3 protein-coding genes are annotated in these 2911 nt (G+C 62.0%); 1 reads left to right on the forward strand and 2 read right to left on the reverse strand.

Features of this window, described 5'->3' with window-relative positions; genetic code table 11:
• Positions 1-105 precede the first annotated feature (105 nt).
• Both ABW043_RS16190 and ABW043_RS16195 read right to left on the reverse strand, forming a co-directional pair.
• Positions 106-579, reverse strand: a complete 474-nt coding sequence (locus tag ABW043_RS16190) for an ureidoglycolate lyase (protein WP_353922232.1) — start codon at positions 577-579, stop codon at positions 106-108.
• Between the two features lie 8 nt (positions 580-587).
• Positions 588-1892 (reverse strand): aminotransferase class III-fold pyridoxal phosphate-dependent enzyme, encoded by a 1305-nt coding sequence (locus tag ABW043_RS16195; protein WP_353922233.1) that lies wholly within the window; start codon positions 1890-1892, stop codon positions 588-590.
• 75 nt (positions 1893-1967) lie between these two features.
• Between ABW043_RS16195 and ABW043_RS16200 the strand changes: the two genes are divergently transcribed.
• Positions 1968-2911, forward strand: a 944-nt coding sequence (locus ABW043_RS16200; RefSeq protein ID WP_353922234.1) for an amidohydrolase family protein, incomplete at its 3' end; no start/stop codon positions are given.

Consider the following 2911-nt stretch of genomic DNA (forward strand, 5'->3'; position numbering starts at 1 on the left):
CGAGGACACTGCACTTGGTCACGGCACAGCAAGTGCAAAGCCCTCGGGTCAAGCCCGAGGGTGACGATCTACAGGGGTGATGGCTTGAGTTGAGGGACAGCCCCCCTAAATCTCCACCTCAACAGCCTCATCAAGCTGCCACAGCACCCCATCCTCGGCGCTCTCGGCCTTCCACATGATCATGCCGAATTGCGCCGCTTGATCGAGAACCGTCAGCCCTGCGTGCCACACATCCTGCCCGATGCAGATCGCATCCTCAGGCCCGGCGACGAATGCCAGCGCCCCAGCCAAATCCGGCTCGCCGATGGCAGTCTTGGGCGCCACGAGAATGAGCCACCGCCCAGCCTTGATTGGCACAAAACTCTGCGTCGAATGCGGATGCCGCTCGAGCGCGGCGACACGCACCGCCCCGTCCACCGGCTGCGGACAGAGAATCGTAAAGGCATGCGCGCCCGGCACATCGCCCTTTTCCATCACCTCGGGAAAAGCCCGCGCCTCGCCATCTGCGGCGTGAAGCACGGTTGCATAGGGAGCGAGCGCCGCGGCATCGACCGGCCGTGCCTTGAGAACGAGAGTCATAACAAGTCCTAGTTGAGACGTTTGAAACCGGCGTGGCAGATAGGGCCACGCAAAAGCGAACCGACATCGCGTCCTGCCTCGCACTCCGCAATGAGGGCAAAGACGGGATCGAGCGCGTTGAAATAGCCGTCGACGATATCCGGTGTATGAGCGAGGCAGGTATAGACGCTGGTGGCAGCCAGATAGCCCTTGTCGAGCATTTCCTGGCTGATCAGCGTCTTGTAAGCGGCAGCATTCGCCCCCTTGAACGCAAACCCGGTCAGGGCCGGCAGGCCCGACGTCGAAATCTCCAGCCCATGTTTTGCCGCCAACTCGCGCCAGCGCCGAGTGATATCCACGCCGATCCCGGTAATGACCTCCCAGGACTGCGTCTGCGCCATCACATCAAGCGTCGCCAATGCCGCTGCCGACCCAATCCGCTCGGTCCAGAAAGTCGAACTGATAAAACTGTTCTGCGCCGCTTCCATCACCTCGCGACGGCCAATCACGGCGGTCACCGCATAGCCATTGCCCAGTGCCTTGCCGAACACGGCCATATCGGGATCGACACCATAGAGCTTGTGCAACCCGCCAAAACTCTGACGAAACCCGGACGTGCACTCGTCAAAGATCAGCACGATGCCATTGGCGGTCGCCAGCTGGCGCACCTTGTTGAGGAAATCCGGCGACGGATCAAACGTCCGCGCCACCTCCATCATGATCACGCCGATCTTGCCGGTCGCAATCAACGCCTCAAGCGCCGCAATATCGTTGAAGCCGAACGGAAAGACGGTCCCGCGCAGGTTCCGCGGCACACCCTGCGGATCGAGCCCCGGCAAGAGATGCCCCGCAAGGCTATCGTCGTCCCCGAGATTGGACGCCAGATACCAATCGTGCCAGCCATGATAGCCGCATATGGCGACGCCATCCCGCCCCGAAGCCGCCCGCGCTATGCGAATGGCCACCGCGTTTGCTTCGCCGCCCGTCCGCGCAAACCGCGCCATATCGGCCCATGGATGCAGCGCCACCAGCCGTTCGGCCAGTTCCACCTCTTCGGGCGCGTTGAGCGTCGACATATTGCCGCGCACCACCGTCGTAACCACCGCCGCATCGACCCGCTCATCGCCATAGCCAAGCGTATTGGCGCCCACGCCCATGATCGTCATATCGATCAGTTCGCGCCCGTCGAGATCCCAGATCCGGCAGCCCTTGGCCTTGCTGAAATAGGCCGGCCACTGCTCCGGCAGGAACATTTCCGGGCGCTTCGACAGCAGCATATTTCCGCCCGGTATCAGCCGTTTGGCCTTGTTCCAGAGTTCCTGACCCGCCCCCACGAAATCCTCCCTTGCGCTTTGGTTATATTGTTATCAGTGTAACATGATAGTTCAAGGCAAAAGGGGAGCACCGCCATGTACGATTTCACGCCCACCGATTTCGACCAGCGCATCTGGGCGGAGGAACTGGACGGTTTCGTACCCGAGCGGGTCTTCGACGTGCACACCCATATCTATCGCTGGGCCTTCAACCTCAATCCCGACAAGGAGACCGGCCCCTACGCCCCCAGCATCGGCCGCTATTTCCCCGAGGTGACCACCAAACTCGCCGACGAAATCGATGCCGCCCTCCTCCCCGGCCGACAGGTCGAACGCCTGGCATTCCCCTTCCCCTTTGCCGGCCAATGCGACTTCGATAGCTCCAACACTTACGTCGCCAATGAAGCCGCCAGGAGCACAGATTCCGCCGCCCTGATGCTGGTCCATCCCGGCATGAGCGAGGCCGAAATCCTCGCCACGCTCAAGCGCACCGGCGCCATCGGCCTCAAACCCTATCTGGTCTACGCAACCAATTCCGACCGCGCCGAAGCCGGGATCACCGACTTCCTCCCCGAGCACCAGATCGCCCTCGCCGATCGTCTCGGCCTCATTGTCATGATGCATCTCTCCAAGCGCCGGGCCATTTCGGACCCCGACAACATCTCGGAAATGCTGCGCCTCAGCGAGAAATACCCGCGCGTGCGCTGGATTCTTGCCCATTGCGCCCGCTCCTACTCCGCCTGGGCCATCGAGAAAGCCGCCGCGAGCCTGCGCGGCCTGCCCAATGTCTGGTACGACACCTCCACCGTCTGCGAAGCCGATGCCCTCGACGCGCTCTACAATGGCGTCGGCGTCGATCGCGTCATGTACGGCAGCGACGACATGATCGGCCCCATGCGCGGCAAGTACATCGCCTTCGGCTTTGCCTGGGCGTTTCTCTCGGAAACCAATCACCAGCTTTCGCTCGGCCATTGCGATCCCCGCATGACCTATATCCGCTACGAACAATTGCGCGCCATGAAGCGCGGCGCCCGCCAACT

Source organism: Devosia sp., assembly GCF_040509215.1.
Classification (GTDB): Bacteria; Pseudomonadota; Alphaproteobacteria; order Rhizobiales; family Devosiaceae; genus Devosia.

Excerpts from the sequence above, each read along its gene's own strand:
- ABW043_RS16190 (WP_353922232.1), bottom strand. The coding sequence starts at position 579 with ATGACTCTCGTTCTCAAGGCACGGCCGGTCGATGCCGCGGCGCTCGCT.